The 25,411-nt window shown below is 68.7% G+C and carries 31 protein-coding genes; 12 read left to right on the top strand and 19 right to left on the bottom strand.

From position 1 onward, the window contains the following. The first annotated feature begins 35 nt into the window (after window positions 1-35). Window positions 36-416 carry a sterol carrier family protein gene (locus AC0685_RS04295; protein WP_478224234.1) on the top strand — a complete coding sequence of 127 codons (381 nt, stop codon included), beginning with the start codon at window positions 36-38 and terminating at the stop codon, window positions 414-416. Window positions 417-501: 85 nt separating this feature from the next. On the opposite strand, the gene AC0685_RS04300 is transcribed toward AC0685_RS04295, so the two are convergent. After that, window positions 502-1,299 (bottom strand): SAM-dependent methyltransferase, encoded by a 798-nt coding sequence (locus AC0685_RS04300; RefSeq protein WP_478224462.1) that lies wholly within the window; start codon window positions 1,297-1,299, stop codon window positions 502-504. A 202-nt stretch (window positions 1,300-1,501) separates the two neighbouring features. Here AC0685_RS04300 and AC0685_RS04305 point away from each other — a divergent pair, with 202 nt between their 5' ends. From AC0685_RS04305 to arfB, 6 genes are all read left to right on the top strand, one after another. After that, window positions 1,502-2,380 carry a helix-turn-helix domain-containing protein gene (locus tag AC0685_RS04305; RefSeq protein WP_340686264.1) on the top strand — a complete coding sequence of 293 codons (879 nt, stop codon included), beginning with the start codon at window positions 1,502-1,504 and terminating at the stop codon, window positions 2,378-2,380. Window positions 2,381-2,665: 285 nt separating this feature from the next. Then, on the top strand, window positions 2,666-2,905 hold the full coding sequence (locus tag AC0685_RS04310; protein WP_340686265.1) for a DUF397 domain-containing protein: 240 nt from the start codon (window positions 2,666-2,668) through the stop codon (window positions 2,903-2,905). Then, complete coding sequence (locus AC0685_RS04315; RefSeq protein WP_478224235.1) at window positions 2,889-3,290, top strand: hypothetical protein; 402 nt, start codon at window positions 2,889-2,891, stop codon at window positions 3,288-3,290. Before AC0685_RS04310 ends, AC0685_RS04315 begins: the two co-directional genes overlap by 17 nt. Window positions 3,291-3,682: 392 nt before the next feature. Further along, window positions 3,683-5,221: an amidophosphoribosyltransferase gene (gene purF / locus AC0685_RS04320; protein ID WP_378440581.1), complete on the top strand. Its 1,539-nt coding sequence runs from the start codon at window positions 3,683-3,685 to the stop codon at window positions 5,219-5,221. Between the two features lie 30 nt (window positions 5,222-5,251). Further along, on the top strand, window positions 5,252-6,322 hold the full coding sequence (purM, locus tag AC0685_RS04325) for a phosphoribosylformylglycinamidine cyclo-ligase (protein WP_478224236.1): 1,071 nt from the start codon (window positions 5,252-5,254) through the stop codon (window positions 6,320-6,322). Window positions 6,323-6,355: 33 nt separating this feature from the next. Beyond that, window positions 6,356-6,787 carry an alternative ribosome rescue aminoacyl-tRNA hydrolase ArfB gene (gene arfB / locus AC0685_RS04330; protein ID WP_340686267.1) on the top strand — a complete coding sequence of 144 codons (432 nt, stop codon included), beginning with the start codon at window positions 6,356-6,358 and terminating at the stop codon, window positions 6,785-6,787. Here the strand turns inward: arfB and AC0685_RS04335 are convergent. The 5 genes from AC0685_RS04335 to AC0685_RS04355 all read right to left on the bottom strand — a co-directional run bounded on the left by AC0685_RS04335 (window position 6,776) and on the right by AC0685_RS04355 (window position 10,714). Next, complete coding sequence (locus AC0685_RS04335; RefSeq protein ID WP_478224237.1) at window positions 6,776-7,534, bottom strand: GNAT family N-acetyltransferase; 759 nt, start codon at window positions 7,532-7,534, stop codon at window positions 6,776-6,778. The two genes, arfB and AC0685_RS04335, sit on opposite strands and share 12 nt — an antisense overlap. A 177-nt stretch (window positions 7,535-7,711) precedes the next feature. Further along, window positions 7,712-8,362 (bottom strand): VanZ family protein, encoded by a 651-nt coding sequence (locus AC0685_RS04340; protein ID WP_478224238.1) that lies wholly within the window; start codon window positions 8,360-8,362, stop codon window positions 7,712-7,714. 222 nt (window positions 8,363-8,584) lie between these two features. Continuing rightward, window positions 8,585-9,484: a Gfo/Idh/MocA family protein gene (locus AC0685_RS04345; protein ID WP_478224239.1), complete on the bottom strand. Its 900-nt coding sequence runs from the start codon at window positions 9,482-9,484 to the stop codon at window positions 8,585-8,587. Window positions 9,485-9,579: 95 nt separating this feature from the next. After that, window positions 9,580-10,440, bottom strand: coding sequence for a 3-hydroxybutyryl-CoA dehydrogenase (locus AC0685_RS04350; RefSeq protein WP_478224240.1), 861 nt, complete (start codon window positions 10,438-10,440; stop codon window positions 9,580-9,582). An 88-nt stretch (window positions 10,441-10,528) separates the two neighbouring features. Beyond that, on the bottom strand, window positions 10,529-10,714 hold the full coding sequence (locus AC0685_RS04355; protein WP_007032561.1) for a DUF3073 domain-containing protein: 186 nt from the start codon (window positions 10,712-10,714) through the stop codon (window positions 10,529-10,531). 207 nt (window positions 10,715-10,921) lie between these two features. On the opposite strand from AC0685_RS04355, the gene AC0685_RS04360 reads away from it, so the two are divergent. Continuing rightward, a complete protein-coding gene (locus tag AC0685_RS04360; RefSeq protein ID WP_478224241.1) occupies window positions 10,922-11,821 on the top strand; it encodes a DUF8083 family protein in 900 nt (299 codons plus the stop codon). Here AC0685_RS04360 and AC0685_RS04365 read toward each other — a convergent pair. From AC0685_RS04365 to ygfZ, 3 genes are all read right to left on the bottom strand, one after another. After that, the gene (locus tag AC0685_RS04365; RefSeq protein ID WP_478224242.1) at window positions 11,818-12,765 is read right to left on the bottom strand and encodes an asparaginase; all 948 of its coding nucleotides are present in this window, start codon (window positions 12,763-12,765) and stop codon (window positions 11,818-11,820) included. The two genes, AC0685_RS04360 and AC0685_RS04365, sit on opposite strands and share 4 nt — an antisense overlap. Next, window positions 12,762-13,325, bottom strand: a complete 564-nt coding sequence (locus AC0685_RS04370; RefSeq protein WP_478224243.1) for an RsiG family protein — start codon at window positions 13,323-13,325, stop codon at window positions 12,762-12,764. The genes AC0685_RS04365 and AC0685_RS04370 overlap by 4 nt, the downstream gene beginning before the upstream one ends. Before the next feature lie 520 nt (window positions 13,326-13,845). After that, a complete protein-coding gene (gene ygfZ / locus AC0685_RS04375; RefSeq protein ID WP_478224244.1) occupies window positions 13,846-14,973 on the bottom strand; it encodes a CAF17-like 4Fe-4S cluster assembly/insertion protein YgfZ in 1,128 nt (375 codons plus the stop codon). 30 nt (window positions 14,974-15,003) lie between these two features. Here ygfZ and AC0685_RS04380 point away from each other — a divergent pair, with 30 nt between their 5' ends. Then, window positions 15,004-15,858: an aminodeoxychorismate lyase gene (locus AC0685_RS04380; protein ID WP_478224245.1), complete on the top strand. Its 855-nt coding sequence runs from the start codon at window positions 15,004-15,006 to the stop codon at window positions 15,856-15,858. Here AC0685_RS04380 and AC0685_RS04385 read toward each other — a convergent pair. The 10 genes from AC0685_RS04385 to AC0685_RS04430 form a co-directional block, all read right to left on the bottom strand. Beyond that, window positions 15,851-16,171 (bottom strand): TFIIB-type zinc ribbon-containing protein, encoded by a 321-nt coding sequence (locus AC0685_RS04385; protein WP_478224246.1) that lies wholly within the window; start codon window positions 16,169-16,171, stop codon window positions 15,851-15,853. The genes AC0685_RS04380 and AC0685_RS04385 overlap by 8 nt on opposite strands. After that, window positions 16,171-16,584: a hypothetical protein gene (locus tag AC0685_RS04390; RefSeq protein WP_478224247.1), complete on the bottom strand. Its 414-nt coding sequence runs from the start codon at window positions 16,582-16,584 to the stop codon at window positions 16,171-16,173. The genes AC0685_RS04385 and AC0685_RS04390 overlap by 1 nt, the downstream gene beginning before the upstream one ends. Continuing rightward, window positions 16,572-17,444, bottom strand: coding sequence for a 5-oxoprolinase subunit C family protein (locus AC0685_RS04395; protein ID WP_478224248.1), 873 nt, complete (start codon window positions 17,442-17,444; stop codon window positions 16,572-16,574). Before AC0685_RS04395 ends, AC0685_RS04390 begins: the two co-directional genes overlap by 13 nt. Continuing rightward, window positions 17,441-18,052, bottom strand: coding sequence for a 5-oxoprolinase subunit PxpB (pxpB, locus tag AC0685_RS04400; RefSeq protein WP_478224249.1), 612 nt, complete (start codon window positions 18,050-18,052; stop codon window positions 17,441-17,443). The genes AC0685_RS04395 and pxpB overlap by 4 nt, the downstream gene beginning before the upstream one ends. Before the next feature lie 10 nt (window positions 18,053-18,062). Further along, a complete protein-coding gene (locus AC0685_RS04405; protein WP_478224250.1) occupies window positions 18,063-18,686 on the bottom strand; it encodes a heme-binding beta-barrel domain-containing protein in 624 nt (207 codons plus the stop codon). Window positions 18,687-19,012: 326 nt separating this feature from the next. Continuing rightward, window positions 19,013-19,321, bottom strand: a complete 309-nt coding sequence (locus tag AC0685_RS04410; RefSeq protein WP_478224251.1) for a DUF1416 domain-containing protein — start codon at window positions 19,319-19,321, stop codon at window positions 19,013-19,015. Continuing rightward, window positions 19,321-20,157, bottom strand: a complete 837-nt coding sequence (locus AC0685_RS04415) for a sulfurtransferase (protein ID WP_478224252.1) — start codon at window positions 20,155-20,157, stop codon at window positions 19,321-19,323. Before AC0685_RS04415 ends, AC0685_RS04410 begins: the two co-directional genes overlap by 1 nt. Window positions 20,158-20,178: 21 nt before the next feature. Continuing rightward, window positions 20,179-20,613, bottom strand: coding sequence for a DUF4395 domain-containing protein (locus AC0685_RS04420; protein ID WP_478224253.1), 435 nt, complete (start codon window positions 20,611-20,613; stop codon window positions 20,179-20,181). 194 nt (window positions 20,614-20,807) lie between these two features. Then, window positions 20,808-21,248 (bottom strand): TlpA family protein disulfide reductase, encoded by a 441-nt coding sequence (locus tag AC0685_RS04425; RefSeq protein ID WP_478224254.1) that lies wholly within the window; start codon window positions 21,246-21,248, stop codon window positions 20,808-20,810. A gap of 7 nt (window positions 21,249-21,255) precedes the next feature. Continuing rightward, a complete protein-coding gene (locus tag AC0685_RS04430) occupies window positions 21,256-22,149 on the bottom strand; it encodes an LmeA family phospholipid-binding protein (RefSeq protein WP_478224255.1) in 894 nt (297 codons plus the stop codon). A 143-nt stretch (window positions 22,150-22,292) separates the two neighbouring features. Here AC0685_RS04430 and AC0685_RS04435 point away from each other — a divergent pair, with 143 nt between their 5' ends. The 3 genes from AC0685_RS04435 to pstS all read left to right on the top strand — a co-directional run bounded on the left by AC0685_RS04435 (window position 22,293) and on the right by pstS (window position 25,332). Beyond that, entirely contained in the window at window positions 22,293-23,039 is a 747-nt protein-coding gene (locus AC0685_RS04435) for a winged helix-turn-helix transcriptional regulator (protein WP_340686284.1), read from the top strand. A 63-nt stretch (window positions 23,040-23,102) separates the two neighbouring features. Next, entirely contained in the window at window positions 23,103-23,978 is an 876-nt protein-coding gene (gene mshD, locus AC0685_RS04440) for a mycothiol synthase (RefSeq protein ID WP_478224256.1), read from the top strand. Window positions 23,979-24,207: 229 nt separating this feature from the next. Next, window positions 24,208-25,332 (top strand): phosphate ABC transporter substrate-binding protein PstS, encoded by a 1,125-nt coding sequence (gene pstS / locus AC0685_RS04445; RefSeq protein WP_478224257.1) that lies wholly within the window; start codon window positions 24,208-24,210, stop codon window positions 25,330-25,332. Window positions 25,333-25,411 lie beyond the last annotated feature (79 nt).

The raw sequence follows: 25,411 nt of genomic DNA on the forward strand, positions 1-25,411 counted from the left end.
TGAAGGTTTGTTCGCGCTCACTCTACTGTTCTCCCATGGCCTCTTCGCGTTCGGTCGACCCCGCTGAGTTACGAGCCGCGATCGCGGCGATTTCCCCCTGGTTGAGCGGATCCGGTCCGGAACCGGCCCGTCCCGAGCTGGCCGCGGCGGTGCGGCTGAGCCTGCGGACGCTGGCCGGGGACGCTCCGGGGAAGAGTGTCGAAGTGCGGGTGCCGCCGTTCGCGGCTGTGCAGTGTGTCGAAGGATTGCGCCATACCCGCGGGACGCCGCCGAACGTCGTCGAAACGGATCCGCGCACGTGGCTGGAACTGGCGGCCGGGCTGCTCGGCTGGGCCGAGGCCGTCGAGTCGGGGCGGGTCACCGCCTCCGGGAGCAGGGCCGACCTGGCCCGCTGGCTGCCGCTGGTCCGCCTCTGAACCCGCCCCGTCGTGCAATGAAAGGTCCTTTCCTTGCGAAATTTGCAAGGAAAGGACCTTTCATTGCACGACGGAAGGGCGGTCTTTAAGCCTTGCGGCCGATGCCACCCGAGATCGTCCGCTGGGCCACGTTCAGCTCCTTGATCCGGGGGCCGTCCGGCCACCAGTCGGCGCACAGCCGGACGCCGGGCTCGACCATCTCGAGGTCGTGGAACAGCTCCTCGATCTCGGCCTTGGTGCGGAAGGTGCCCGAGCCCATCGGGCTGTGGATGAAGAACTCCTCCATCTTGCGGGCGACCTCGGACAGCTCGTCCTCCGGGTCGGAGAAGTGCGAGATCGCCACGTACGAACCCGACGGCAGCGCGTCGATGTACTTCTTCATGATCTTGGCGGGCTCGTCGTGCGGCCCGTTGTAGTGGTGCAGGGTCCCGAGCTGCAGCAACGCGATCGGCTGCGTGAAGTCGATGTGCCGCCGGATGTCCGGGTTCTCGATGATCCGCTCCGCCTCGAAGATGTCGTCCGAGACGAAGTGCGTGTTCTCGTTCTCTTCGAGCAGCGCGCGCCCGTGGGCGAGTACGACCGGGTCGTTGTCGACGTAGACGACCTTGATCTCCGGGTTGATCCGCTGCACGACCTGGTGCGTGTTCTCGGCCGTGGGCAGGCCGGATCCGAGGTCGAGGAACTGGGTGATGCCCGTCTGGCTGGCGAGGAACCGGCACGCGCGGATCAGGAAGCCGCGGTTCTCGGTCGCCAGGTCCTGCGCTTCGGGGGCGGCCTGCTGGACCTTGCGCAGCACCTCCCGGTCGATCTCGTAGTTGTCCTTGCCGAGCAGGAAGGCGTCGTACACCCGGGCGATGCTGGCCCGGGTCGGGTCGACACCCACGGGCACTCGTTCCGTCCGGGTCGGGGCGTCGGGCATCTTGAACCTCACAAAACTGTGTCGGAAGTCTCGGGCTCTACGTAGAGTAGAACCACGTACGCGACCGGTAAACCGAGCCATCCCTGTCGTGTCGAGGCCCAAACGTGTACTTTCAGTAATCGGCTTGTTCCCCTGTGAGTGTCGTCGTGCGAAAGGTCCCCGGTCGATGAACGCGGTCACCCCGCCTGGCGGTGAGCAGTCCCTGGGTCCCACCGCGCGACGGATGATCCTCGGCTCTCAGCTCCGCCGGATGCGTGAGGACGCGGGCATCACACGCCAGGAGGCCGGCTACAGCATCCGGGGATCCGAGTCGAAGATCAGCAGGCTCGAGCTCGGCCGCGTCGGCTTCAAGGAACGCGACGTCGCCGATCTGCTGACCATGTACGGGATGACCGATCCCGGCGAGCGGCAGCAGTTCCTCGACATGGTCAAGGAGTCGAACGAGCCGGGTTGGTGGCGCCGCTACGGCGACCTGATGCCGAGCTGGTTCAACGACCTCGTCGGGCTCGAAGAGGCCGCGGCCCGGATCCAGGTGTGGGAGCCGCTGTATGTCACGGGTCTGCTGCAGACCGAGGACTACGCGCGGGCGATCATGAGCCACGGCCGCAAGGACATGGTCAACGAGCAGGTCGACCGCCGGGTCGCGCTGCGGATGCGGCGGCAGAAGATGCTGTCGCGGCCGGACGCGCCGCGGTTGTGGCTGGTGCTCGACGAGTCGGTGCTCTACCGGCCGATCGGCGACCGCGAGGTGCTGAAGGGCCAGATCGACCACCTGCTGGAGATGATCCAGCAGCCGAACATCTCGGTGCAGGTCCTCCCGTACGACCGGAGCGGCTACTCCGCGGACAGCGCGTTCTCGCTGCTCAGGTTCGCGGAAGAGGAATTGCCGAACATCGCCTACACCGAGTACCTGACCGGCGCGCACTACATCGACAAGCGCGACGAGATCGAGCGGTACAGCCGGGCGCTGGACATGCTCGCGGTCGACGCGGAGACGCCGGACCGCAGCCGCCAGATGCTGATGAAGCGCCGCGCCGAAATCTGAGCCGCTCACCGTTGTGGGGCTGCCTGCCGTATCCGGGAACGGCCGAGGTTTCCTTGCGTGTCCTCGAAAAAGTGGCCACAAGTGGTAGTTGTTCACCCAACAGGGGCTGCGCTCGTAACTCTTTAGTGGGACGGCTGAGGACCTAAGACACCACCCTCCGCGAATTCTGCAAAAACTTCTGCACGTGCATTTACCGCTGCAGCCACACGTGCTAACTTTGGGATCACAGGCAAATGCACATGCAGATGCATTGCCCGAAGTCTTCTGTCGGGGAAGGTGGGGACCATGGCTGAACAGTTCGACAACGGCATCCCGGCCGATCGTCTGACCGGCGCCCAATGGCGCAAAGCCAGCTACAGCAACGCGATCGGCAACTGTGTCGAGGTGGCGCCGCTCGCTTCCGGCGAGATCGCGATGCGCAACTCGCGCTTTCCGGCCGGGCCGGCCCTGATCTACACCCAGGCCGAGATGGCCGCGTTCCTCGCGGGTGCCAAGGACGGCGAATTCGATGACGTCCTCGGGTGACACCATCACCGCGGAGATCACCGATATCGAAAGCGGCCTGCAGGAACTGATCCACCGCGGGTACCAGTTCGTGCACCCGTGCGACGCGAACGGCGAGGTCCTCGCCGTGGTCGGCGTGCGAGTCCACGACAACGTGGTCGACGTGGTCCGGCTCAACGCCGAGGACGACGTCGTCGCCACCCGCATGCCCGGGACCGAGGAGGACATCCTCGAGCCCGAGGTCTGGCTGTGGCGGTTCGCCGGCGACGCGGCGACGGTGCTGACGGCACTGCTCGCGCTTCCGGACGAGCGGACCCCCGGCTCGCTGTACGTCCCGGAGACCGCGGCCAAGGGCTGCTGGGTTCCCGGCCGTGGCGGCACGTCCAAGTGGCTCGCCGCAAGCTGATCCGTTTCGCTCCCGGTGGTCGTGAGTGGCGATTCGGGTGAGAACCCGAATCGCCACTCGCGACCACTCCTAAGCACAGTCGACCGCCTCTGTCGAGGGGGAGCGGCCGGCTGGTCGGGGGTCGTGAGTGCCGGGCCTTGACACCCGCCCGTCACTCACGGTCATAAGGAACCCGCTCCGGTCGAAGACCCCCTATCGAGGTAGCAGGGGCGCCCTGTCCGCCATCGCGGCTTGGAAGGCCGGCCCGCCCCTGCCGACGTCGATCGCCGCTGCGGGTTCACTCACGGTCATCGCGCGAAGCGTGTCCAGTGCCACTTCGTGCGGCGCGTTGATCTCCTGCTCACCGTTTACACTGGTGGCGGCCTGCCCTCTTTCTCCCTGGGAGCACCTCGGTGGTTTCCGACCCGTCCGTCGCCGGACAGCCCGTGACCGACCAGCCCGATCCGGAACCCCGCGAGGAATGCGGCGTCTTCGGTGTCTGGGCGCCCGGAGAAGAGGTCGCGAAGCTGACCTACTACGGGCTCTACGCACTTCAGCACCGCGGCCAGGAAGCGGCCGGCATCTCGGTCTCCGACGGTTCGCAGATCGTCGTCTTCAAGGATCTCGGCCTGGTCAGCCAGGTGTTCGACGAGCAGGTCCTGCAGTCACTGCAAGGACATATCGCCGTCGGCCACTGCCGCTACTCGACCACCGGCGCGACCATCTGGGAGAACGCGCAGCCGATCTTCCGTACCACCGCCACCGGCAGCGGGTTGTCCTTCGCGCACAACGGAAACCTCGTCAACACCGCCGAGCTGCGGGATCGCACGGTCGAAGCCGGGCTCAAACCGCACGCGGGCCTGACCGGTTCGTCCAGCGACTCCGACCTGGTGTGCGGGCTGCTCGCGGCCAACGCCGCCGACAAGGGCATCGAAGCCGCCGCGCTGGAACTGCTGCCCACCCTCAAGGGCGCCTTCTGCCTGGTCTTCGCCGACGAGTCCACCTTGTACGCCGCGCGCGACCCGCACGGTGTGCACCCCCTGGTGCTCGGCAGGCTCGAACGCGGCTGGGTCGTCGCGAGCGAGACGGCCGCGCTGGACATCTGCGGCGCGTCGTTCGTCCGCGAGGTCGAGCCCGGTGAGCTCATCGCGATCGACGCCGAAGGCCTGCGGTCCTCGCGGTTCGCGAACCCGGAGCCCAAGGGCTGCGTCTTCGAGTACGTGTACCTCGCCCGCCCCGACACCTCGATCGCCGGCCGCAGCGTGCACGCCACCCGCGTCGAGATCGGCCGCAAACTCGCCGCCGAGCACCCGGCCGACGCCGACCTCGTCATGCCGGTGCCCGAATCCGGCACCCCGGCCGCCATCGGCTACGCGCAGGGCTCCGGCATTCCCTACGGCACAGGCCTGGTGAAGAACGCCTACGTCGGCCGTACCTTCATCCAGCCGTCGCAGACCATCCGCCAGCTGGGCATCCGCCTCAAGCTGAACCCGCTGCGCGACGTCATCCGCGGCAAACGGCTCGTCGTCGTCGACGACTCCATCGTCCGCGGCAACACCCAGCGCGCCCTGGTCCGCATGCTGCGGGAGGCGGGCGCGCTCGAGGTGCACGTCCGGATCGCGTCGCCGCCCGTCCGCTGGCCGTGTTTCTACGGGATCGACTTCGCCTCCCGTGCCGAACTGGTGGCCAACGGCGTCGACCTCGACGGCATCCGCCGCTCCATCGGCGCGGACACCTTGGGCTACATCTCCCTGGACGGGCTGGTCGCGGCTTCGGAGCAGCCGAAGTCGCGGTTGTGCACCGCGTGCTTCTCCGGCGAGTACCCGATCGCGCTGCCCGAAGACGCGCTGATCGGGAAGCACCTGCTGGAGAGCCTGGACTCGGTCAATGGCGCGGCGAAGCCCGTCAGCCCTGCCGGGTACGGTGCTGAGGACGCCATCCGGCGTCCCTAGACCTCTCTTCCAGAGTTGGAGTCCGCTTCCGTGAGCGAGTCCACGAGCGCCACGTACGCCGCCGCCGGCGTCAGCATCGACGCCGGTGACAAAGCCGTCGAGCTGCTCAAACCGCACGCCGAGAGGGCCACGAGGCCCGAGGTGATGGGTGGGGTCGGCGGTTTCGCCGGGTTGTTCTCCCTGAAGCTGGACAAGTGGAAAGAGCCGGTGCTGGCCTCGTCGACCGACGGGGTCGGCACCAAGATCGCCGTCGCGCAGGCACTCGACAAGCACGACACGGTCGGCATCGACCTGGTCGCGATGGTCGTCGACGATCTGGTCGTCACGGGCGCCGAGCCGCTGTTCATGCAGGACTACATCGCCGTCGGCAAGGTTGTCCCGGAGAAGATCGCGGCACTGGTCGGCGGCATCGCCGAGGGCTGTGTCCAGGCGGGTTGCGCGCTGCTCGGCGGCGAGACCGCGGAGCACCCCGGCCTGATGGGCGAGCACGACTACGACCTTTCGGGCACCGGCATCGGCGTCGTCGAGGCGTCGAACGTGCTCGGCCCGGAGCGGGTCCGCCCCGGTGACGTCGTCCTGGCGCTCGGCTCGTCCGGCCTGCACTCCAACGGCTACTCGCTCGCCCGGCATGTGCTGCTGGACATCGCGCGCATGCCGCTCGACGGGCACGTCGAGGAGTTCGGCCGCTCGCTGGGCGAGGAGATGCTGGAGCCGACCAGGATCTACGCGAAGGACTGCCTCGCGCTGGCGTCCGAGGCCGACGTCCGCACGTTCGCGCACATCACCGGCGGCGGCCTGGAGCAGAACCTCGCCCGCGTCATGCCGCGCGGCCTGGTCGCGCGGCTCGAACGCGGCACCTGGACCCCGGCGCCGGTGTTCGCGCTGATCGGCCACCGCGGCAAGGTCGAGCGTGCCGAGCTGGAGAAGACGTTCAACATGGGCGTCGGCATGGTCGCGATCGTCGGCGCCGACGACGTCGACCGGGCGCTGGCGATGCTGACCGCGCGGCACGTGCCGGCGTGGATCCTCGGCGAGGTGCAGCCCGCGGAAGACCCGGACGGCCCGCGTGCCGTGCTCTCCGGTGACCACCCGCGCTTCTGAATATTCTCTTGGCCCTGGTGGAACACTGGGTCCGTGGCTGATGACGTGGTGGTCGGCACCCGGTTCGTGATCCCGGGTGCCGAATTGAGCGAACGGTTCTCCCGGTCGTCGGGTCCGGGTGGGCAGGGCGTGAACACCACGGACTCGCGGGTCGAACTGTCCTTCGACGTGGCCGGTTCGGCGTCCGTCCCGGAGCATCTCCGGGCGCGGATGCTGGACCGGCTTTCGTCGCGGCTGGTCGACGGGGTCGTCACGATCACCGCGTCCGAACACCGCTCCCAGCTGATGAACCGGGAAGCCGCGCGGGCGCGGCTGGTGACGCTGCTGCTGGACGCGTCGGCGCCCCCGGCAGCCAAGCGGCGTCCCACCAAACCTTCGCGAGGTTCGAAGGAACGCCGCCTGGCGTCGAAGAAGCGCCGCGGCGAGGTCAAGAAATCACGCCGCGGCGGCTACTCAGACGATTGACAGGTGCACACATTCGGCGGCGGTCTTGAAGCCGACCCGGCCGTAGACGCGTTCCGCCTGCCCGGCGCCCGGCGTCAAGAACACCGACCGGCCACCGCGAGCGTGGGCTTCATGTGTCAGGTACTCCGTCATCGCCGCGGCGATCCCGCGGCTCCGGTACTCCTCGATCACCCCGATCCCGGCGATCTCGGTCGCGCCGTCGAGGATCGGGGTCGCGACCCCGCCCCCGACGACCTCGCCGGTCTCGGCCACGGCCATCACCGAGAGGGTCTCGCCGCTCAGCTGATCCGGTGAGGGGTCGAGGTGCCGATCGGGATCGTCCTCCTCGAACGCCACGTTCTGGGCCCGGATCATCTGCCGGAGTTCGCCGTCGGTCTTCGGGGTGATCAGGCTGATCCCGGCCGGTTCCGGTTGCGCGACGACCTGCCCCGGGGAGCAGATCATCAGCGGAACCCGCCGCTCCAGCGTGTAACCGCACTCGACGAGCACGGCCTCGGCGGCCGGAACCGCTTCGGTGAGGAACTCCAGACGCGGCATGAGCCCGCGCTTGCGGAACGCCTCGGTGAGGGCGGCGACGTCGTCCTCCGTAGGAACGGCGTCGTCATCGGGGATCGCGTAGTTGAGGAAGGGGCTGTCGGCCTCGAGGTAGTACGTGGCCAGGAACGGCCCGATCCGCTCGGTCTCCCGGAACTTCGCCGCGGTGAGGCGGATGTAGGACTGCAAAGCACGAATCGTCTCGGAAAGCACTGGTGGAAAGCCTTTCGGGCAGAAGAAGGAGACGCACGGGAGGATCCGCGTGCGTGGTGGAGCTGGCGTATGCGCCGGCTAGCTCGTGCCGACGCCACCGAAGGCGTCAGGCATGAGGCATCCCTCTTTCTTGGTACGCAGGCTTTCGCGATCACTCTCGCACGACGGTCAACCGATTTACCTCCGCTGCGGATGCGCGATGCTCGAATACCGCTCGTCCCATACCGATCTCGGCACCCGTAGCCGGACGGGGGCGTCGCACACCCGCCGGACCTGGACCGGGATCCGCACCGGCGGCCGGACGTCCAGGCGGTGCCACAGACGTTTGCTCAGCGCGGCGCCCGCCACGGCGCCCAGTGTGTTCAGCAGGATGTCGTCGGCCGAGGTCACCCTGCCCGCCTGGATCAGATATTGCGTGCCTTCCACCAGCACCGAGACGGCCAGCGCGCCCAGCGCGATCCGGCCCAGCGACCGCAGGCGGCGGGACCGCACCGGGAGCAGGGCGCCGAGTGGGCTCAGCATGAGGACATTGCCCAGCGCCTGCCAGAGATTGGCGCTGTCGGACAGGGCCAGCCGCAGGTCGGTGCCGGGTTCGAAGTTCAGCCTGCTGCCCTGCGCGCCGGACACCGGCATCGTGACCAGGCACAACACCAGGAAACAGGCCAGGGCGAGCGTCATGTCGACAGCGGCCGTCGCCGACGCGGAGAAGGGGTCGGCACGTCTTCGCCGTCGATGAGCCGCGAGGAGCGGCCACCCGAGCAATGCGTACGGAATCGCGATGATCGTCAACGGGATCATCCCGCCGAAAGCGCGGAGCAGCTCACCCATGGCCTTCCTTTCCGGAGCGCCCAAGATCACCTTCGCATCACAAGATCGACTCGGCACGGCGGAGCGAACGCACTAAGAGGTGATCTTTCCCAGTGGCGGAAAAGGTTTTCCCATGCTGGTGACCGTCCACAAAGGAACCTGTGGACAAACCTGTGGATGACCGCGAACTCTTCGGAAGAAGGCCTTATCGCGTAAGGAAAAGCCTTGTGGGTGACCTGTGTACTACTTGCCGTGTCCGGCGAGCTCCCGCGCGTGCTCGAGCAGCTTCTGCAGGTGCAGTCCGCGACGCACGTCACACGGGTGCGAGGCCGTCCCGCTCGCGGCCATCGCGGCGAAATCGTCCAGGAGCGCGGTATACGACTCGCCCGCCGAGCCCGGCTTGCGGCCCAAGGTGCGGTAGCCGTGCTCGCCGTAGACGGCCACTTCGACGACCGTCGGCTGGATCGGCAGCCGCAGCGACAGGGTCGCCGTACTGGTCGCGCCACCCTCGTGGGCTAACAGCAACTGCCACAGATCGTCATCGGTCCGGTTCGCGGCGAGCACCTCGGTGATCTCTCCGAGAGCCGCGTCCAGCAGATCGAGGGCGTGCGGGCCGATGTCGGCGAGCGCGCCGGAGTCGTGCCGCCACGCCGACGACTGGTACTGACCGCCGAGCAGCGCGCCCGAAAGCCATCGCGCCCCGCCGCCACGCCAGCCGCCCGCTTCCTTGATACCGTCGAGCCACTCGCGCGTCATCGGCGAAAACCGCAGGATGAGGACCACGAGGGCCGCGACACCGGCGGCCTCCACCGCGTCCGCGAGCCGCCGCGCGCCGTCGAGGTCGGCGGCGATCGGCTTCTCCAGGATCAGATGCTTGCCCGCTTCGGCCGCCTTGACCGCCAGCTCCGCCTGGACGGCGGGCGGCACCGCGAACGCGACCGCGTCCACCTGGTCGAGCAACTCGTCGAAACTGTCGACGGCTTGGGCGCCATGCGCCTCGGCCAGCTCCTTCGCGGCCTCGGGACGCCTGGCCCAGACCGCGCGCAACGTCATCCCGGGGTGATCGGCGAGACCTGGCGCGTGCACCGTCTTCGCCCATGGACCGGCACCGACCAGACCCGCGCGCAGCTGTCCCTGTCCCACGCCCCCGAGTCTAGGACCCTCGCGTTCAGTCCTCTGAATGCGGTAGTTGCGCGTGCAAGAACCGCATTCAGAGGACTGAACGCGGAGGAACCAGGTCAGGAGTAGCTGTAGAACCCGCGGCCGGTCTTCTTGCCGAGCAGGCCGGCGTCGACCATGCGCAGCAGCAGCGGCGGCGAGGAGTACAGCGGCTCCTTGAACTCGGCGTACATCGAGTCCGCGATCGCCTTGATGGTGTCCAGGCCGATCAGGTCCGAAAGCCGCAGCGGGCCCATCGGGTGCGCGGTGCCGAGCTCCATACCGCGGTCGATGTCCTCCGCGGACGCGAAACCCGACTCGATCATCCGGATCGCCGAAAGCAGGTACGGCACGAGCAGCGAGTTCACGATGAACCCGGCGCGGTCCTGCGACCGGATCACCGTCTTGTTCAACGCCGTGGTCGCGTGCTCCTCGGCACGGCGGGCGGTGTCGTCACTGGTCAGCAGCGAGGGCACCAGCTCGACGAGCGGCAGCACCGGGACCGGGTTGAAGAAGTGGATGCCGACCACCTGCTGCGGGCGGCCGGTGGCCATCCCGAGCTTCATGATCGGGATCGACGAGGTGTTGGACGCGAACACCGCGTCCTCACGCTCGACGATCTTGTCCAACGACCGGAACACCTCGACCTTGGCCTGCTCCTGTTCCAGGATGGCCTCGATGACGAGGTCGCGGTCGGCGAACTCGCCGATCTCGGTGGTGAAGCGGAGCCGTCCGAGCGCCGCGTCGGCGTCTTCCCGCGAGAGCTTCCCGTTCTTGACGCCGCGTTGCAGCGACTTCTCGATCCGCGCCCGCCCGGAGTCCAGCGCCGGCTGGTTGACCTCGGTGACGATCACGTCCAGCCCGGCCCGCGCGTGCACCTCGGCGATGCCCGAGCCCATGAGCCCGGCCCCGACGACACCTACTCGCGCTACGTCAGACATGGCACCTCCTCATATTTTGGGCAGCACGCGACACGCGAGGGCGGTCCCCGGGGCAAGCCCGGATCCACCCTCGCGTGTCACGCGTTGCTCAGCGGCGGTATTCGTCGTACCCGTCGTACGGGTCGTCGTCATACCGCTTGTCGTCCTCGTGCCTGTCTTCCGAGGAACTACTGGACAGCTCGCGCTGCAAAGCATCGAAGTCGGTTTCGTGCGAGCTGTACTTGAGCTCGCGCGCCACCTTCGTCTGCTTGGCCTTAGCCCGGCCGCGCCCCATGGCTCGACCCCCTCGCACAGGGGCGGGGCGGCCGGGGGAATCGGCGGCCCCGCATCGTCTCGACAATTCTTTCCTGCTGACACCGTACCGTGTCCGGGGGGTTGGATGCGACGTGGCACGGTGTGCCGGTGGCGACAGTGTTCACCGAACGCCGGTTACCGGCCGGTCGGTGGCGATAGTCGCAGGTCGGCGTGCCACGATGCTCGTGTGCCCCGTCCGTTCGCGGCTTATCTCCGCGTCTATGAGCCCCTGCTCGCGCTGGGGGATCCACCGGACGAACGCCTGCTCGAGGCCGTCGAAGCGGCCCGGCTCGATCGTTCGGCCGCGGGGACGCGCGAGCAGGAATTGTGGCTCAAGTCACAGCATGTGGGGCGGTTGCTGCCCGCCGAACTCGGGGACGGCAGGGCCGCGCCCAGTCTCGTCACCGATGTACTCGTCCTGGATCCCGAGGACGTGCCGGAGGGTGAGCACGGCGACGCCGGCCCAGGGCCGCTGATCTGCCCGATGGAGATCCGCGCACGCTCGGCCGCGGCGCTGGTGACCTTCCTCGGCGACGCGCACCCCGCGTTGAAGAACGCGGTGCTCGACGCCGGCGGCGCTTCACTCGACACGATCCGCTCGCGGGCGAAGTCCGCCATCGGCGATCTGTCCGCCTCGGCTTCGCACACGCTGTCGACGACGTGGACCGTCCCGCTTCCGTGGTTCGTGCTGTTCGACCCCGGGATGCGCCGGGTCAAACTCGGCAAGGGCCGTGACGACCCCGAACGCGAGGCGTCGTGGCGGGTTTCCATCGCCGACGCGCGGCATCGCGCCCGCGAGGTCGGGGACCTGCTCGAAGCGACCTTCGGTGACTCGGGACCCGGCCGGGTGCTGCTCGAGACGCGACGCTGGCTCGACAGCTTCCACCCCGGCTCCGCGGTCGAGCTCGACTACGGCGGTCTCGTGCAGCTCTTCGCCGACCCGATCCTCCAGGCCGACACGACCGCCGAAGAGGTGCACGACATCCTCGACGCGCTCCGCACCGGCAATGTCGACGAGCTGGCGGAACTGTTCGCCGACCTGCGGGACTTCTGGGGCGACCTGGCCGCGCGGGAACGCGCGAACTAACCGTAGAGACCTTCGGCGACCCTCAGCTCGCCGACCGGTTTCCCGCCGCCCAGGACCGCGTCGCGCGCGAGGTCGCCGGCCTCGTCGCCAGGGTCGATGCCGAGGTGGCGCAGCGTCGCGAGCAGCAGCGGGATCCGGGCACGGGCCGCGCCGTCGTCGCTCTTCAGTGCCAGCGCGGTGCCGTCCGGGAGGGCGAACGCGTGCACTCCCTCGGCACCGCCCTTCGAAAGCAGGCCCTCGATGGCCCGCATCAGCACGGTGTCCTCACGGCCGGTGCCCGCGACCTGCCACGGATGCGCGCGGACGGCGTCGGCGACCCGGCGTTCCGGCCCGCCGATGGCCGTGACCAGCCTGCCGAAGGAGCGGGCGAGGCCGGTGAGGGAGAACGCGAACAACGGCGCCCCGCAGCCGTCGACGCCGACCGTCTCGATCGTCTCGCTGGTGAGGTCCGCGACGGTGGCCTGGATGATCTTCTGCAGCGGATGGATCTCGGCCTCGTAGTCCTTGGCCGGCCAGCCGAGCTGCGCGCAGGTCATGAGCATCGCGGCGTGTTTGCCGGAGCAGTTCATGGCGGCGCGGCGTTTCCCGGCCGAGGCCACGGCCAGCATGCTGGGCTCGTGCAGCGGGAAAGCGGGCGGGCAGGCCAGCGCGTCCTCGGTCAGTCCCGCGCGGGAAAGCATGTCGAGGGCGCCCTCGACATGGCCGGGCTCGCCGTTGTGCGATCCGCAACCCAGCGCGAGCTCTTCGTCGCCGATCGTGAGTCCGGCGCGGAGCATCCCGACGGCTTGCAGGGGCTTGTTGGACGAACGCGGGTAGACCGGCCGCTCGATGTCGCCCGCGGAGAACCGCACCGAGCCGTCCGGGGCGGTGATCACGAGCGCGCCGCGGTGCACGCTCTCCACGAAACCGGATCGAACGACCTCGACCAGGACCGGGTTCGTCACTCGGATCCGCCGCGTTCGGTGTCGAGCAGGTCGTCGACCGATGCCGTGCCCTTGCGATAGCGGGTCGCGATCTCGGCGTTGATGGTGTCCATGACGCCCTGGACCTCGCGACGGTACGAGGAGACCGAAACCTCTTCGTCGGCGTATCGGTTGAGGGCGTTGACCAGCTCCTCGTCCGACAGAGTGCTGACGTCGGAAAGGTCCGTGTCGCCGATGAGCGCCTCGGCGAACCGGCGGTGCTCACCCGCGCGCGACGGCTCCAGCCGCTGGTGCCTGCCCGAACCCGTCGCCGGGCCGATCGCGTTGTCCGCCAGGATCGCGACCAGCCGCTCGACGACGCTGCTCTCGCCGCCCGAACTCCTGCGCTCCTGCTCGGCCCGCACGATGTCGATCCGCGCGTGCAGCAGGCGCCGCAGGTACGACAGGTCGGTCTCCTCCTGCGCGGCCTCGTCACGGCGCTCGCGCAGCACGGAAAGGGTCAGCTCGCCGAGGTCGCTGAGATACCCAGGGCCGAGCACGCGGTCGATACGACGGCGACCACCGGGCCGGACTTCGATCACCCGCGTAGCTTATCGCGCTCCAGCGAAGATGCTCCGCAGGGAGCGATACCACAAGGATCTCCGCCCCCGACGGCACCCTCCGCCGCTGCCGCTCTTTCGGTTCCTTCCAAAGCGCGCCCCCCACCCGTCCCGGGGGCGGCCCCTGGTCCAGTCTACCGTGGGTGGAGGCGGAAAAGTGCTGGTCGGCGAAGTTGTCCACAGGTGGGCAACGTTGTGGACAACTTGTGGATGGCTGTGGTGGGCGGGATGGAAGTACTTGAAGGCCCTTCATGGCGTTAGGCGCAAGGAAGGGGCCTTCATGTACTTGGGTCGTGAGTGAAGGGCGAGTTTCCAGCGCTCAGTCGAGGGAAGGGCCTTCACGCGCAGTCGTCGCCGTGGCCAGTGAGGTCGCTGTGACGAGTGAGGCGAAAGTGACCCACCTGCAGGTAGTGAAGGCCTCCTTCCCTACCCTCAAGGTAGGCAAGGAGGCCTTCACGGAACGGCGCGGAGCCGAGCCGAGCCGAGCCGCAGAGGACCCCGCCTACCCCCGCAGCCGCTGAGCCGCTTCCCGCCCGGGCGCCGACGCCTCACCAGGCACCGAGTCCGGATCGATGGCCGCCTGCACCACGCGGTCCTCGGCGCCCACCAGCAGCTCCGCACCCGGCTGCGTCGAGCGTTTGACCAGCGCCAGCGCGATCGGTCCCAGCTCGTGGTGCTGCACCACGCTGCCGACGCGGCCGACCGTCCGCTCGCCCAGCACCACCGGATCGCCGGTTTCCGGCGTGATCTCCGGCGAACCGTCCAGGTGCAGCAGCGCCATGTACCGCGGCGGCCGCCCGACGTTGTGGACCTTCGCGACGGTCTCCTGTCCGCGGTAGCAGCCCTTCGCCACGTGCGCGGCGGAGTCGACCCAGTTCACTTCGTGCGGGATCGTGCGCTCGTCGGTGTCGAGGCCCAGCCGCGGCCGCAGCGACTCGACCCGCAGCGCGTCGAACGTCCAGCTGCCCGCCGGTCGCGAGCCCGCGTCGGTCAGGCGCCGCCACCAGTCGGCGAGTTCGGCGCGCGGGACGGCGAGGTCGACGCTGTGGCGTCCCGGCCACGGCATCCGCCGCGCGAAACCGCCGGGGATCGCCACGACCGAGTACGGGTCCGAGCCCACGGAGACGCCCACGGAGTCCAGCACGCGGTCCGCGTCGGGACCGAGGACGGTCAGCAGCGCCAGCTCGTCCGAGACATCGCGGATGTCCACTTTGGACCAGAACTTCATCGCTTCGAGGTACTCGCGCAAAGTCTGCTTGCCACCGGACGGCAGCGCGCTGGTGGCCACCGCGCCCCTGTCGCTGTCCAGCCACACCGTGCCGTCCGCGTGCGCGAGCACCATATGCGTGTCGACGCGACCTTGGCTGTCGAGCACGAGCGCTTCGGTGCCGGTGCCTTCGGCGAGCCCGGTGACGTGCTGCGAGATCACCAAATGCAGCCAGGACAACCGTTCTTCCCCGGTCACGGCCAGGATTTCGCGATGCGAACGGTCGATCACGACCGCGCCGCGCGCGGCCGTCCGTTGCTCGGCGAAGGGGTCTCCCCAATGCCACGGGACACCTTCTTCCGGATGCCCGTCGGGTGCCGCGATCGGTCCGGGAAGGTCGAGCAGGGGGGAGCGGTAGGGCATGAAACCCATGCTAGTGAGTACCGTGTCCCCATGCGCGTGCTTGCCTTCCTCGACGGGACCCTGGCCGACCCCGAAGCCGCTCACCTGCGGGTGGACGATCTGGGACTGCTTCGCGGCGACGGCGTGTTCGAGACGATCCTCGTCGTCGACGGACGGCCCCGCGAGCTCCGCCCGCATCTCGAGCGGCTGGCCCGTTCCGCGGCCATGCTCGACCTGCCGGAGCCGGACCTCGCCGCCTGGGAGCGCGCCGCGCAGGTCGTCATCGACAACTGGTCCGGCCCGGCCGAGATCGCGCTGAAACTGGTGTACACCAGGGGAATCGACGGCGATCCGGAGGCGAAGCCGTTCGGGTTCGCGCTCGGTGTGGAGATCGACGAGAAGGTCCAGCGGGCCCGTGTCGAAGGCGTCGCGGCGATCACCCTCGAACGCGGTTTCGAGCCCGACCTCGCCGAGCGCGCGCCGTGGCTGCTGCTGGGCGCGAAGTCGATTTCCTACGGCGTCAACATGGCCGCGTTGCGCGAGGCGGGCCGCCGTGGCGCGAGCGATGTGATTTTCACCGCCGCCGACGGCACGGTCTTCGAAGGTCCGACTTCGACGGTCGTCCTCGCGAAGGACAAGACGCTTTACACGCCGCCGGCGACCATCGGAATCCTGCCGGGGACGACGCAGGCGGCGCTGTTCCGCGGCGCCGAACGGGCGGGCTGGTCGGTCAAGGTCGAGCCGCTCAAGGTCTCCGATCTCACCGAGGGCGAAGGGCTGTTCCTCGCGTCGTCGGTCCGCAAGCTGACCAGGGTGCACACGCTCGACGGCGTCGCGCTCACCGACTCCAGCGCGATCCACGCCGAGCTGGCCGCCGCGTACGAGAGCGAGTACGCGATCAGCTGAGCGTCGCGCGCAGCTTCGCCGCGACGAACCGTTCGATCAGGTCGAGGTGCCGAGCGTGGAACGCCCAGAGGGTGTGCCCGCCGCAGCAGTCGGCGCGCAGCCATAAGGGCTCGCGGAAGAACGGGTCGACCGGACGATTCCACGCGCGGTAGTCGGGGTCGGGAGGAACACGCACCAGGGCGCAGCCCGCGCAGGTCAGCCGATCGGGTGTGGCCGAGGCACGGCCGGCGCAGCGCGGGCAGACGACGAGGATCGGCTCGTCCGCGAAGTCCTCGATCCGGGTCTGCGGATCGCGGAACCGCGGGGCGTCCATCAGCCGAGCGGGCTGATGATCAGCAGGTGCGGCAGGATCGCTTCTTCGCGGTAGGCCGCGATCTTGTGGTGCCCGTCGAGGATCACCGCCGCGTCGGTGGTCTCCAGCACGATGGCGACCGGCCGGTGCCCGCTCTTGATCGCCGTCCGGTAGTAGCCGACGCGGGACACGTCGGCGGGCGGCCAGTCGGCGCTCGGGGTCAGGTAGCGGTCCTCGGCCAGCCGTTCGGGTCCGGCGACCTGGTATTCGCCGTCGGCGAAGAGATCGAGAAGCGGGCGGAGCGTATCGCCGAGCGGGCGCCGCATCTGACCGGTGGCCAGCGCGATCCGCAGCGACTGCGGAAGCTCTGGTTGGGTGGGGACCGAATTCGTGTCGATGACACCCATGCCACCGTCGACCTTTACCTGTTCCACACCCTCGTGGACGAGTGAAAGCGGAGAAGGGTTCCGGGTCGGGCCTGCGCGAGGGCCGGGAGTGACGCCTGTCTCACCACGGCCGCCACCGGATAACCGCCGGTAGTCGGATGATCCGCCAAGAACACCACCGGCAAACCGTTCGGCGGCACCTGGACGGCGCCGGTCAGCAGGCCTTCGCTCGGCAGTTCCCGCTCCGCGTATTCGGCCGCGCGAGTCAACGCGTGCCCGTCGAGCCGGAGTCCGACGCGGTTCGATTCCGCCGTCACCGTCCAGGTCTTCGCGAGCCCGGACGCCGGGTTCTCGAACCAGTACGCCCGCGGCCCCGGGTCGATCGGCACGACGAGCTCGGCCGGTGCCACCGTGGGGAGCACGACGTCGGCACCTCCGGGGACGGACGGCGTGCCGAGCGGGAGGACGTCGCCCGCTTTCAGCGGCGCCGGCCCTATCTCCGACAGGACGTCCCGCGACCGGCTGCCGAGTTCCGCGTCGACCGTGATCCCGCCGGAAACCGCCAGGTAGCACCGCAGTCCGGAGGCGGGAGCACCGATCGCCAAGACCTGCCCCGCCGCCAGCCAAACCGGCGCGTGCGAGCCGACTGGGCGCCCGTCGACCTCCACGGCGACGGCGGGGCCGGTCACCGCGATGGTGCAGGACGTCGTGGCGCGCAGCCGTAGCCCGCCGAACAGGCACTCGACTCCCGCGGCGGCTTCGTCGTTGCCGACGAGCCGGTTGGCCAGCTGCAGCGCCGGGACGTCGAGCGCGCCGGACGGCGGGACACCGAGATGCGCGAAACCGGGCCTGCCGAGGTCCTGTACCAGCGCGAGCGGACCGGTCTCGACCACTTCCAAGGCCCTCATCCGGCACTCCGGAACCGCACGCGGTCGCCGGGCGCCAGCAACGCGGGCGGGTCGGCGCGCGGATCGAACAGGACGGTCCGGGTATGGCCGATCAACCGCCAGCCACCGGGCGAGACACGGGGGTACACACCGGTGAACTCGCCCGCGATGCCGACCGAGCCCGGCGGCACGCGAGTGCGCGGGGCCGACAGCCGTGGCTGCCGCAGCGGCTCGGGAAGCCCTGTCAGGTAACCGAATCCGGGCGCGAAACCGGTGAAGGCCACGGTGTAGACGGCGCCGGTGTGCAGCCGGACGACGTCCTCAGCGGACACTCCGGCGTCCCGCGCGACGAGTTCGAGGTCTTCGCCGTCATAGGTCACGTCGAGCGTGATCTCGCGGGATCGGCCTTCCGGCGGATGTTCGAGGTCGGCGTCCGCGAGCAGTTCGCGGACGGCCGCGAGGGCGGCCGAACCCGGGATTTCCACCACGAGCAGGCTGCGGGCGCCGGGCACGAGTTCGGCGATCCCGGGCGGACGCGCGGACGTGACCGTCGCGTGCGCCGCCATCGACTCGGCGAGGGAGGCGCAGTCGAGCAGGGCGGCGTGCTCGCCGTAGGCACGCCACCGCATGGGAACGGGGTCAGCCCACCACGCGACGCAGCAGCGCCGACGTGTGCGGCTGCAGGTCCTGACCCATCATCGCGCGCTCCTCGACGTAGCCGAGCTCGCCGTTGACGATGCCGTAGAGCCGCTGCGAAGCCGTGACGTCCTTGGCGGTCGAAGTGCGGACGACCGCGTCGGTGCCGAGCTCCCAGGCCGGGACCGAGGCCTTGCCGCGCGGCTTGCCGTAGAAGAGTTCCACGATGCCGGTGTTGTGGGTCAGCAGCAGCTCGATCGTGTCGTCGGCCTGCGGACGCCAGAACCCGGATTCGCGCGCGGCGGGACGGATGACCTTGCCGTCGTCGTCGAGCAGCCAGGCTCGTGCCTCGTGCGTGAGGAACGGGCGGCCGTCGTGCGCGATGGTCAGCTGCATGCCGAACCGGTACGGGCCGTCGATGGTCGGATAGTCGACCTCGCCCTCGCCGCGCCAGACACCGACGAGCGGCAGGAGCGCCAGGCAGGCGTCGTTGAGGTTCGCTCCTTCGCGCAGGTTCGCGGTGTCGCCCGGGATGGGCATGTCGTCGAACTGCGGAAGGTTCCGGTCGCGCGTGCTTTCCGCGCGCTTCTCCGCGGCCTGGATGGCCTCGTCGCCACTAGCCGTCATCGGTCAGCGCTGGTCCGCGTAAAGCCGGTAGACGACGTACACGGCGAACCAGGTGATCGCGACGCCGGCGAGCACCAGCAGGGTCGTAAACAGGATCTCCACGCCACGCACTTTAGTCGCTGCCGACCGGCACGGCCCCGCGAAGGGGTGGTGGTAGTGCCCACACGGTCTCCCAAAGGGCGCTCCGCGCCCGACGGAGACTTCACGTCGCGCGCCTCTTTTGGGCCGGAGGCCCACGGAAACGCGATGAAGGGGCGCCCTCCGCACTCACCGTGAGGTGAATGCGGAACGACGCCCCTTCGGCACGTTTTCCGTCAGCGCGCGACCTATGACACAGAGATGGCGAGTTGGTGCACGCCGGGTCCCTGCGCGGTGACGGAGGCCTCGCCGTTGCCGGAGCGGTGCAGCGCGCGCACCGTCCAGTCACCGGGGGCCGCGTAGAAGCGGAAATCGCCGTCGGCCGACGAGACCACCTCGCCGGTGAAGTCGCCGCCGCCGTCCAGCAACCGCACGAAGGCGCCGCCGACGGGACCCTCCGAACCGGTCACCTTGCCGGCCAGCACGACCTGGCCGCGGGTGTCGTAATCGGCGGGCGTGGCCTCCTGGGCCGGTGCGCCGCAGCTGTCGTCAGCCATCACTTAGCTCCCAACTCGACCGGCACGCCGACGAGCGAGCCGTATTCCGTCCACGAACCGTCGTAGTTCTTCACCTGGTCGTAGCCGAGGAGCTCGTGCAGCGCGAACCACGCGATGGACGAGCGCTCACCGATCCGGCAGTACGCGATCGTGGCCTTCGACTCGTCGAGGCCCTCGTCGGAGTACAGCTCCTTGATCTCTTCCTCGGTTTTGAAGGTGCCGTCCTCGTTGGCGACCTTCGCCCACGGGACGTTCAGCGCGCCCGGGATGTGGCCCGGGACCTGCGACTGCTCCTGCGGCAGGTGTGCCGGGGCGAGCAGCTTGCCGGAGAACTCGTCGGGCGAGCGCACGTCGACGTAGTTGCTCTTGCCGATCTCGGCCACGACCTCGTCGCGGAACGCGCGGATCGAGAGGTCCTGCTCCTTGGCCTTGTACTCGGCCGGCTCGCGCTTTACCTCGTCCGAGTTCAGCTCGCGGCCGTCGAGCTCCCACTTCTTGCGGCCGCCGTCGAGCAGCTGCACCTTGTCGTGGCCGTAGAGCTTGAAGTACCAGTACGCGTACGCGGCGAACCAGTTGTTGTTGCCGCCGTAGAGGATCACGCGGTCGTCGTTCGAGATGCCCTTCTCGGACAGCAGCTTCTCGAAGCCCTCCTTGTTGACGAAGTCGCGGCGGACACCGTCCTGCAGGTCCTTGCGCCAGTCGAACTTCACCGCCCCGCGGATGTGTCCGTTGTCGTACGCGGTCGTGTCCTCGTCGACCTCGATGAACACGACACCCGGGGTGTCCAGGTTCTCCTCGGCCCACTGGGTGGTGACCAGGACGTCTTCACGGCTCATGGAGCTGACTCTCTTTCTGGGTTAGGACGCGCGAGGGCTGGGACTGAAACGTTTGACGAGCAGGTACATCTCGCAGCCGAGACAGAAGTCGAACGCCGCGTTGAGGAAGGCCGCGAACAGCGCGAACGCCGTCGCGACGAAACCGAGCGCGGTCAGGCCGGTGGCGAACCCGACGGTGCCGACGACGGCGAACACGAACCCGACGGCCTGCGCGAACCGCAGCGGGGCGGCGTCCTCGCGTTCGGTCGTGGGGCCGAGCCGCGGCGCGACGAGGTAGCGATAGATCAGGGAGTACGGCGCCGGCTTCAGGCCGATGAAGGCGCCGATTGCGAACACCACCGCCTGCGCCGCGAGCAGTGGCCACCACTGGGTGATGAGCACGACCGCGAGCACGATCGTCGTCAGGATGGCGGCGAAACGCGGACCACGGGGGTCGACGGCCGGTCCTGCGGACATGGTTCCTCCTGCGAACGAGAGGGAAAGAGGTGCGTGCCGGACGGGCACGCGCAGGCGTGGTTCAGCGAACGCCGGGACACAGGCTGCTGCGAACGCGGCACAGGTCCACTGCGCGGCGCTGGGTCAGCAAAGTTCGGGGCAGCCGGTTCACGGGCACGAGGGTACGCAGAGCTCCCTCAGGTTGGGAACCGTGTTCACACCTTGGGACGCTTCCCGGAATCCGGGATCAGATGGGGCTCCAGGGCTTCGAGAAGCTCCTGACCTCGGGGAACGCCGCCGACGCGGAAGACCTCCCGGCCGTCCGCGGTCAAGGCCAAGGTCGTCGGGGTTCGCAGCACCGACAGCGCCTGGGCGACTTCGGGGGTTTCGGTGACGTCCAGATCGACGTGGGTCAGGTCGTCGGTCTTCTCCGCGAGCGCGGACAGGATCGCGCGGGTGTGGCGGCACGGCGCGCAGAACGTCGTGGAGATCTGGACCAGGGTGACACCTTCGGGCGCGAGGGCGTCCGAGACGCGACCGGGCAGGGTGGGCGCACTGGACTTCGCCGCGCGGATGCGGCCGTTGCGCGCTTGCAACAGCGCGCCGGCGACCCCGCCGAGCACGAGGACGCCCAGCAGCACCCACACTCCTGTCATTCGCAGATCACCCCTGGGGCTTCGCTCCGCTGAAGGCGACGTTCTTGCCTTCACCCTTGATGGTCACCGAGCCGCTGTTCACGCGCACCGACGTCGGGGTCACCGAGAACGGCATCGCGCCGGTGTCGATGGTCGCGTTGAAGTTCGGCAGCAGCGCGTCCTGTACTGCCTGGGGAACGACGGTGGTCTCCTTGTCATTCCCGAACTGGAGCCGCTTCGGTTCGAGACGGATCTTCTGCCCGTCCAGTTCGATCATCGCGAAGCAGAAGATCTCCACCTTCTGCCCGGCGATCTGGACGTTGCCCGAAACCCGGATCCCGGTGCTGGCGGTGTCGACCGGTTCGCCGTTCTCGTTCGTCGCGGTCGGCTTCGTCTCGCCCTGACCGCTGTCGCCGTTGCGGACGTAGTCCTCGGTGACGGGCTCGATTTTCAGGTTCTCGATCTTGTCCAGCGGCGCCTGCCGCGCGATGTCCGCGGCCTTGATCGTCACCTCGCCCTTGAGCGTGCCGATGACGATCGACTTCGTGTTGCCGGACGTCAGGTCCGACAGCGGGGCCGTGACGTCGCTCATGTCGGCGTTGAAGTCCACGTCCCGCAGCCTCGGCGGAACGGCGACGCCCTGGGCGTTGATCGTGATGTGACTGTAGTCACCGGAAAGGGCCTGGGTCAGGAACGGGAAACCGTGCACCGTGACCGCCGGATCGTTGGCCAGTCCCAGCTGCTGGCGTGCCTTCTGGGAGATCGTGTGCTCGGCGAACGCCGCGGCCCCGAAATCGGCCCCGACCAGCAGCACCACCAGCACCGCGAGGGCGATGAGCCAGCCCCGGCCACGGCGCTTCCCTCGCTTGGCGGACCGGCCGGAAGACGGTCGGTCGTGCTGCGCCACGGGCCTGCTCACCATCGCGTCGAATCTCCTTCGTAAACCTCTTTGGCCAGGTGTGATCGATCCAGCACGGGGTAGGTCCTCGGCTGTTCACCCGCTATTCTCACCAAGCACCGGCTGTAGCCACGTTCGAGGCGACCACGACTGAAGGCGGTGCGGCGATGAGCCTGGACCTTCTGGTACTGACCGCGGAAGCAGATGCCACCACGGTATTGCCCGCTCTGGATCTGCTGCCCCACACCGTACGCGTCCGTGCTCCGGAAGTGACCGCGCTGCTCGACGCCGGCCACCGCGACGTCATCGTCCTCGACGCCCGGAGCGATCTCGCCTCCGCGAAGAGCCTCTGCCGCCTGCTCAAGGGCGCCGGTGAGGACGAAACCTCCACGCCGGTCATCGCCGTCGTCGGCGAAGGCGGGCTGGTCGCGGTCAGTGCGGAATGGCGTACCGACGACATCCTTCTCCCGACGGCAGGTCCCGCCGAGGTCGACGCCCGGCTGCGGCTGGTCACCACCCGCGACGGCGGCGCCGCGCAGGTCGACGCCGAACTCCGGGTCGGCGAGCTGGTCATCGACGAGGCGACCTACACCGCGAAGCTCCGCAAGCGCACCCTCGAACTGACGTACAAGGAGTTCGAGCTCCTCAAGTACCTCGCCCAGCACGCCGGCCGGGTGTTCACCCGTGCTCAGCTGCTGCAGGAGGTCTGGGGTTACGACTTCTTCGGCGGCACGCGCACGGTCGACGTCCACGTCCGGCGCCTGCGCGCGAAGCTGGGGCCGGAGCACGAGCAGATGATCGGGACCGTGCGCAACGTCGGCTACAAGTTCGAGCGGCCTTCGAAGGGGGCCGCCAAGCAGGCCATCGCCCCGGACGCGAGCGTCTACGAGCCGAGCGAGCTTTCCGCGCACTGAGTCCCCTTTCCTGTCTGACAAGACGTCCAGGCGGGTGCCGGGTTCCCGGGTAGGGTCGATTTCATGCTCGATCTGGCTTGGACCGGTGAACCGGACACGGAAGAGATCCACGACTTCCTCCTCGCCGTGCGCGAGGCCGACGGCGATCCGCTGGACTCCGGTTTCCCCGGTGGACAGCACCTGCTGGGGCACGTCGACGGTGAGCTGGTCGTGTACGCGCATCTGGACACCGAAGGCGACTCGCACGGCAACCAGGTCGCCGAACTGTTCGTCCATCCCGCGCACCGCCGGTCCGGTCACGGCCGGGCGGCCACCAGGGCGCTCGTCGACCACGTCGACGGGAAGCCGCTGCGCGTCTGGGCGCACGGCGACCACCCCGCCGCCGTCCACATAGCCGGGACCGAGGGCTTCGAGCGCGCGCGGGAACTGCTGATCCTGCACGCGGACGTCGAGACGGCCGATTGGCCGGAACCCGTGACGCGCGAAGGCGTCACGCTGCGGACGTTCGTCCCCGGTCAGGACGAGGAAGCGATGGTCCGCGTCAACGCGCGCGCCTTCGACTGGCACCCCGAGCAGGGCGCCCTGACCGTCGACGAGGTCCGGGCGACCGAGAAGGAAGCCTGGTTCGACCCCGAGGGCTTCTTCCTCGCGGAAGAGGACGGGAAGGTCATCGGCTTCCACTGGACGAAGGTCCACGACGCCGTCCCCGGCCGGTTCGGCGGCGAGCCCGCGGGCGAGGTCTATGTCGTCGGCATCGATCCGGACGCCCAGGGCGGCGGTCTCGGGAAGGCACTCACGCTCGCCGGGCTGCGGTACCTCCGTGATCGCGGGCTGGGCCAAGTGATCTTGTACGTCGAAGGTGACAACGCGCCGGCGCTCGCGGTCTATTCGAAGCTCGGCTTCACCCGATACGAGGTCGACGTTCAATACGCTCGGTAACCGCCTTCACACGTGCGGCACTTGACCGGTCACGGAGAGCAGACGCGCAGGTCACGGCTGGGACACGGGCCACTTTCGGAGTAGTCGCGCTGCTCACATCGGCCGCCTTGTTCACCTGTCGTTCACCCTTAGACGGCCGCCTGTCCACTGTCGGTGCTTAGTGTCCGGGTCCGGAAGGAACGCTCCCGTTCCACCGATCCGGCGAAAGTCTCCCAGTGGAGGAAATGCAGTGAAGATCATGCGGCCCGCGGGCGCGATCGGCATCGTGGCCACCGCCGCCCTCGTGCTCGGCGCCTGTGGATCCGACCCGGCGGCGACCAAGCCCGACAGCACGGGCGCCGCCGCCGCTCCGAGTGGCGCGGCCAATGTCGAATGCGGCGGCAAGAGCCCGCTTTCGGCCGAGGGCTCGTCCGCGCAGAAGAACGCGATCGACATCTTCGTGCAGGCTTACGCCGCCAAGTGCTCCGGCCAGAAGGTGAACTACAACCCCAGCGGTTCGGGCGCCGGCATCAAGCAGTTCAACGCGAACCAGGTGGACTTCGCCGGTTCGGACTCGCCGCTCAAGGCCGAAGAGGCCGAGAAGGCCAAGGCCCGGTGCGCCTCCGACGCGTGGAACCTCCCGCTCGTCGTCGGCCCGGTCGCCGTCGCCTACAAGCTTTCCGGGGTCGACAAGCTGACCCTGACCCCCGAGGTCACCGCCAAGATCTTCAACGGTGGCATCACCAAGTGGAACGACCCGGCCATCAAGGCGGTCAAGGGCAACGAGAGCCTCAACCTGCCGGACAAGCCGATCCAGGTCATCTCGCGTACCGACGAGTCGGGCACCACCGACAACTTCCAGAAGTACCTGAAGGTCGCGTCCAAGGGCGCCTGGACCCAGGGTGACGGCAAGAAGTTCAACGGCGGTGTCGGCAACGGCGCGGAGAAGTCCAACGGTGTCGCCAACGCCGTGAAGTCCGCCGACGGCGCCATCACCTACGTCGAGTCCGCGTTCGCGAAGGACGGCATCAGCACCGCCCTCATCGACAGCGGCTCCGGCGGTGTCGAGCTCAACGCGGCGAACGTCGCCAAGTCCCTCGACGCGGCGAAGTTCAAGAAGGAGGGCTCGAACGACCTGGCCCTCGACCTGGACGCGATCTACTCCAGCAACGTGCCCGGCGCCTACCCGGTCATCCTCGCGACCTACGAGATCGTCTGCTCCAAGTACGCGGACGCCGAGGTCGCCAAGGCCGTCAAGGCGTTCCTGAACGTCGCCGCCACCGACGGTCAGAAGCCGCTCTCGGAGAAGGGCTACGTGCCGATCCCGCAGAGCCTGCAGGACAAGGTCCTGACCGCCGTCAAGGCCATCGCCTGACCTGTCGACGACCTCTAGGTTGATCAGTAAACGAAGTAGTCGATGAGCGATTCGTCTTCGCCCAGAACGCCCACCGGCG

The organism is Amycolatopsis sp. NPDC043889 (genome assembly GCF_056435645.1).